Below are 6,759 nucleotides of genomic sequence, written 5' to 3' on the forward strand. Positions count from 1 at the left end.
ACGCTCGGGCTTGAGGGCCCGGCGGTCACCGTCGACACCGCCTGCTCCTCCTCACTGGTGGCGTTGCATCTTGCGGTGCAGGCGTTGCGGTCGGGGGAGTGTGCGCTGGCGTTGGCGGGTGGGGTCGCGGTGATGGCGACGCCGGAGACGTTCATCGAGTTCAGCCGTCAACGGGGTCTGGCTCCGGACGGGCGGGCGAAGTCGTTCGCGGCCGGGGCCGATGGCACCTCGTGGGGTGAGGGCGCGGGGATGCTGCTGGTGGAGCGGTTGTCGGACGCGCGGCGCAATGGTCATCCGGTGTTGGCGGTGGTGCGGGGTACGGCGGTGAATCAGGACGGCGCGTCGAACGGTCTGACGGCGCCGAACGGTCCGTCCCAACGCCGGGTCATTCGGCAGGCGTTGGCCACCGCGGGCCTCGGTACCGCCGATGTGGACGCGGTGGAGGCGCACGGCACCGGCACCACACTCGGCGACCCGATCGAGGCGCAGGCGCTGCTGGCCACGTACGGGCAGGACCGTCCGGAGGGCGGGCCGCCGTTGTGGCTGGGGTCGATCAAGTCGAACATCGGGCACACGCAGGCAGCCGCGGGCGTGGCGGGGATCATCAAGATGGTCAAGGCCATGGATCACGGGGTCCTGCCCCGGACGCTGCATGTGGATGCTCCGACGCCGGAGGTGGACTGGGCGTCGGGTGCGGTGGAGTTGCTGACCGAGTCCCGGGAGTGGCCGCGGACCGATGGTCGTCCGCGGCGGGCAGGAGTCTCGTCGTTCGGGATCAGCGGCACCAACGCCCACGTCATCATCGAAGCGGCACCCGAACCCGCCGACACCGATGCCCAGGATGGCCCGGCGCCCGCCCCCGTGGAGTGGGTCCTCTCGGGCAAGTCGGCCGACGCGCTCCGGGCACAGGCGGAGAAACTGCGCGCGTACGTGGAGGCCCGGCCGGAACTGCGTCCCCTTGATGTCGGGTTGTCGCTGGCGACCTCGCGTACGGCGTGGGAGCACCGTGCCGTGGCGGTGGCCGACGACCGGGCCTCCGGACTTCGCGGGCTGGCCGCGATCGCGCTGGACGAGCCGCGTTCGGGCGTCGTGCGTGGTGCGGTCACGGCGGGACTGACGGCGTTCCTGTTCTCGGGGCAGGGTGCGCAACGGGTTGGTATGGGCCGGGAGTTGTACGAGGCCTTCCCGGTGTTCGCGGCAGCGCTCGACGAGGTGTGTGCGGCCCTGGACCAGCATCTCGACCGGCCGGTGCGCGAGGTGATGTGGTCCGAGCCGGAGTTGCTGGGGCAGACGGTGTTCACGCAGGCCGGTCTGTTCGCGGTCGAGGTGGCGTTGTTCCGGCTCCTCGAATCATGGGGCGTACGGGCTGACTTCCTGGCGGGTCATTCGATCGGTGAGTTGGCGGCGGCGCATGTGGCGGGGGTGTTCTCGCTCGGTGACGCGGCCAAGTTGGTGACGGCGCGCGGCCGGTTGATGCAGGCGTTGCCCTCGGGTGGGGCGATGGTCGCGATCCAGGCGAGCGAGGAGGAGGTCGCTCCGCTGCTGGACGACGCGGCGGTGGCGATCGCGGCGGTCAACGGTGCGACCTCGGTCGTGGTCAGCGGCGCGGACGCCCAAGTCGCCGCTGTCGAAGCCCACTTCGCCGCACTGGGTCGGAAGACGAACCGGCTGCGGGTCTCGCACGCCTTCCATTCCCCGCTCATGGACCCGATGCTCGACGCCTTCCGCGAGGTCGCCGAGGGCATCACCTACAACGCGCCCGCCATCCCGGTCGTCTCGAACGTGACCGGCGGACCGGCTGAAGGCCTGGACTCGGCCGACTACTGGGTCCGGCACGTCCGTGAGGCGGTCCGGTTCGCCGACGGGGTCGCGCACCTCCGCTCCGCCGGCGTGACCCGCTTCGTCGAGCTGGGTCCCGACGGAGTCCTGTCCGCCTTGGTCCGAGGGCAGGCCACGGACGAGGCCGTGGAAGGGGACGCGGACCAGGCCACGGGCAAAGCCGTGGAGGTCGTCGTGCCGGTGCTTCGCCGGGACCGGTCCGAGGAGCGGGAGCTGAGGGCGGCCATCGGTCTGATCCATGCGCACGGGGTCCCGGTGGACTGGCAGGCCGTGTTCGCCGGACGTGGCGCACGCAGGGTCGAGTTGCCCACGTACGCCTTCCAACGGCAGGACTACTGGCTCGACACCCCCACGGCCGCGGGTGATGTGTCGGGGCTCGGTCAGACCGCCGCCGAGCACCCGTTCCTGCGTGCCGCCGTGGCGTCCCCGGAGAACGACGGCGTGGTGCTGACCGGCCGGGTGTCGACCGGCAACCGGCCGTGGCTGGCCGACCACGAGGTGTTCGGCGCGCTCCTGCTGCCGGGCACCGCCTTCGTGGAACTGGCCGTACGGGCTGGGGACCAAGTCGGTTGCGACGTACTGCGGCAGCTCACCCTGGAAGCGCCGCTCGTGCTGCCGGAGCACGGCGGCGTCGACGTCCAGGTCATGGTCGGCGCTCTCGACGACGACGGCGCCCGCCGCGTCGGCGTCTACGCCCACTCCGACGACGCCTCGCCCGACCTGCCGTGGACGCGGCACGCGAGCGGGCTCCTGTCCGCGAGCGGCTCTTCGGATGGTTCCCCGGGCGGATTCTCGGGCGGTGCGCCGTTCGAGGAAGACCTGGCGATCTGGCCTCCCGAGGACGCTGCCGTCCTGGATCTGGCCGGCGTCTACGAGACCCTTGCCGACCGCGGGTTCGGCTACGGCCCGGCGTTCCAGGGGTTGCGTGCCGCCTGGCGGCGCGGCGACGAACTGTTCGCCGAGGTCGCGCTGCCCGAGCACGACCGGGCCGAGGCCGCCGAGTACGGCATCCACCCGGCCCTCCTGGACGCCGCGATGCACGCGATCCTCCTCGACGGGCAAGGCGATGGGGAGGGCGCCGGGGAAGACCACGAGGGCGGCGGGGTCGTCCTGCCCTTCGAGTGGAGCGGGGTCCGGCTGCACGCCGCCGGAGCACCCGTCGCACGCGTCCGTGTCCGCCGTACCGGCGCCGCCGGGGTGAGCCTGCTGGTGGCCGACGAGACCGGACAGGCGGTCCTGTCGGTGGACTCCCTGGTGTCGCGGCCGGTGACCCCCGGTCAACTCGCCGTCCCGGACGGCCCGGACGACTCGCTGTTCACCGTCGCCTGGTCGGCCCTGGCGGCCGGCCCGATCGGCGAGCCCCCGGCCGCGCCGAGCGTGGCGGTGCTGGGAACAGACCGCTGCGGCCTGCCCCAGGACGTCCCGGCGTACGCCGACCTGGCCGCGCTCGCGCAGGAGCCGGTTCCGGACGTCGTCGTATGGGCCTGCCCGTCGGGCACCGACGACGTCCCGGCGGGCGTGCGGGAGGTCGCGCACGAGACGTTGCGCGTCGTCCAGGAGTGGCTGGCCGACGAACGGCTGGAGGAGGCCCGGCTGGTGGTGGTCACCCGGGGAGCGGCCGTCACCGCCGACGGCGAGCGTCCGGGCGATCTCGCGGCAGCCGCCGTACGCGGCCTGATCCGCACCGCCCGGACGGAACACCCCGACCGCTTCGTCCTCGTGGACCTGGAAGCAGTAGCGGATGAGGGAGAGGAGGCGGGCGAGAGCGGCCCGCAGGAGCGCGAGCAGCGCGTACTCGGTCACACGGTCCCCGCACTGCCCGCCCTCGCGGTCCGTGGCGAGCCCGAACTGGCCGTGCGCGGCGCCGAGGTGCGGGTCCCCCGGCTCGTCAGGGCGGCCGGCGGTACGGACACTGTCTCCTTCGACCCGGCCGGAACCGTACTGATCACCGGCGGTACGGGCGGCCTCGGTTCGCTGGTGGCCCGGCACCTGGTGCGCGAACACGGCGTACGGCGCCTGCTGTTGACCAGCCGCCGGGGGATCGGCGCGCCCGGCGCCCCCGAGCTTCGTACGGAGCTGGCCGGGCTCGGTGCCGAGGTCACGGTCGCCGCCTGTGACGTGGGCGACCGGGACGCCGTAGCCGCACTCCTCGCCGGGATCGAGCACCCGCTGACGGGCATCGTGCACACGGCCGGTGTGCTGGACGACGGAATCCTGACCGCTCTCACGCCCGACCGGCTGGACACCGTTCTCGAGCCGAAGGCCGACGCGGCCTGGCACCTGCACGAGTTGACCCGGGACATGGATCTGTCGGCGTTCGTGCTGTTCTCCTCCGTCGCGGGCACGCTGGGCGGCGCCGGACAGGCCGGCTACGCGATGGCCAACGCATTCCAGGACGCCCTCGCCGCACACCGCCACGCGCTCGGTCTTCCCTCGGTCTCGCTGGCGTGGGGCCCATGGGCCTCGGCGGAGGGCATGGCGGGCACTCTCGCCGACGCCGACACCGAGCGGCTGCGGCGCTCCGGGATGCCGCCCCTCACGGTCACCGAAGGGCTCGCGCTGTTCGACCGGGCGCTGTCCGCCGGCACGGCGGAACTCGTACCCGTCCGGCTCGACCTCGGCGTCCTGCGGTCGTTCGCGGCCTCCGGCGCCGTCCCGGCCGTCCTGCACGGCCTGGTCAAACCGCCCGCCCGCCGGGCGGCCCGCTCCGGTGGCGCGGCGTCACTGCGGCGCCGGCTGGACGCGTTGCCCGAGGCGGAACGCGACCGCGCGCTGCTCGACCTGGTACGTACGCACGTCGCCGCGGTCCTCGGCCACGAGGACGCCCGCTCCATCGAGCCCGCGCGCGCGTTCACCGAGCTCGGGTTCAGCTCCCTGTCGGCGGTGGAACTGCGCAACCTTCTCGGCGCCGCCACCGGCCTGCGGCTGCCCGCCACCCTCGTCTTCGACCACCCCAGCTCCGACGCGGTCGCCCGGCACATCATGGGCGAACTCCTCGGCGCGGGCGAGACCGCGGCGCCGGTACGGGCCCAGGCGCGCGTCGACGAACCGATCGCGATCGTGGGCATGGCCTGCCGGTTCCCCGGCGGGGTCACGTCCCCCGACGACCTGTGGCGGCTCGTCGCCGACGGCGTGGACGCGGTGGCGGAGTTCCCCCGCGACCGGGGCTGGGACGTCGACGGCCTCTACGACCCCGAGCCCGGGAAGCCGGGCAAGTGCATCGCGCGTGAAGGCGGCTTCCTCTACGACGCGGCCGACTTCGACGCCGAGTTCTTCGGGATCTCACCGCGCGAGGCACTGGAGACCGACCCGCAGCACCGGCTGCTGCTGGAGACCTCGTGGGAGGCGTTCGAGAGCGCCGGGATCGCCCCGGGCTCCCTGCGCGGCAGCGCGACCGGGGTGTTCGCCGGAGTGATGTACCACGACTACGGAGGCGGGGCCAGCGGCGGCAGTGTCGCCTCCGGGCGGGTCTCCTACACGCTCGGTCTTGAGGGTCCGGCGGTCACCGTGGACACGGCGTGCTCGTCGTCCCTGGTGGCGTTGCACCTGGCCGCGCAGGCGCTGCGGACCGGTGAGTGCACCCTCGCGCTCGCGGGCGGCGTGACGGTGATGGCGACCTCGGGGACGTTCGTGGAGTTCAGCCGCCAGCGCGGACTCGCCGCCGACGGCCGGAGCAAGTCCTTCGCCGCGTCCGCCGACGGCACCGGCTGGGGCGAGGGCGTCGGCATGCTCCTCGTGGAGCGTCTTTCGGACGCCCGCGCCAACGGTCACCCCGTGCTCGCGATCGTCCGGGGCACCGCGACCAACCAGGACGGCGCGTCCAACGGGCTGACGGCCCCGAACGGTCCGTCCCAGCGCCGCGTCATCCGGCAGGCGCTCGCCAACGCTGGCCTGGGCACGGCGGACGTGGACGCGGTGGAGGCGCACGGCACCGGTACCCGGCTCGGCGACCCCATCGAGGCGCAGGCACTGCTGGCCACGTACGGGCAGGACCGTCCGCAGGACAGCCCGCCGCTGTGGCTCGGGTCCATCAAGTCGAACATGGGCCACACGCAGGCCGCCGCCGGTGTCGCGGGGATCATCAAGATGGTGCAGGCGATGCGGCACGGCACGCTGCCCAGGACGCTGCACGTGGACGAGCCGACCCCGCACGTCGACTGGTCGGCGGGGCGGGTGGAACTGCTGACGGAGGCCCGGGAGTGGCCGCGGAACGGCCGTCCGCGCCGGTCGGCCGTCTCCTCCTTCGGCATCAGCGGCACCAACGCCCACGTGATCCTGGAACAGCCCCCCGCGCCGAACGGGACGGACGCCCGCTCCGGGCCCGCCGCCCCTTCCGGGCAGGCCGACCTTTCCGGGCACGTCAACCCTTCCGGACCGGCCGGCCCTTCCGCATCCGCCGATCTCTCCGGATCCGCTGACCCCTCCGGATCCGTCGAGCGGCCACGGACCGGGATCTTCCCCTGGGTGGTCACGGGCCGGAACGCCGAGGCCGTACGCGCCCAGGCCGAGCGGCTGGCCGCCTTCGTCCGGGCGGACGAGACCGTCGACATCGCCGATGTGGGGCTCTCGCTGGCCACGTCGAGGACGACGTTCGACCATCGCGCGGTCGTCCTCGCGGCGGACCGGGCGACCGCGCTGGACGGACTGGACGCTCTGGCCACCGGTGGCGGGCACCCCGGCGTGCTGCACGGCTCCGGCCGCCGTGGCGCCGCGCCCGTGTTCGTCTTCCCGGGGCAGGGTTCGCAGTGGGTCGGTATGGCCGTCGAACTCCTGGATTCCTCACCGGTGTTCGCCGCGCGCCTGGAGGAGTGCGGGCGGGCTCTGGGTCCGTTCGTGGAGTGGGATCTGCTGGAGGTGCTGCGCGGTGACGGTGGGCCGCTGGAGCGGGTGGATGTCGTCCAGCCGGTGCTGTGGGCGGTG

1 protein-coding gene is annotated in these 6,759 nt (G+C 73.5%); it reads left to right on the top strand.

Going from position 1 to position 6,759, the window contains the following annotated elements:
- The coding region (locus IE278_RS41455) for a type I polyketide synthase (RefSeq protein ID WP_189780202.1) at positions 1-6,759 on the top strand (6,759 nt) is incomplete at both ends.

It is taken from the genome of Streptomyces tauricus (assembly GCF_014650955.1).
In the GTDB taxonomy this organism is placed as follows: domain Bacteria; phylum Actinomycetota; class Actinomycetes; order Streptomycetales; family Streptomycetaceae; genus Streptomyces; species Streptomyces tauricus.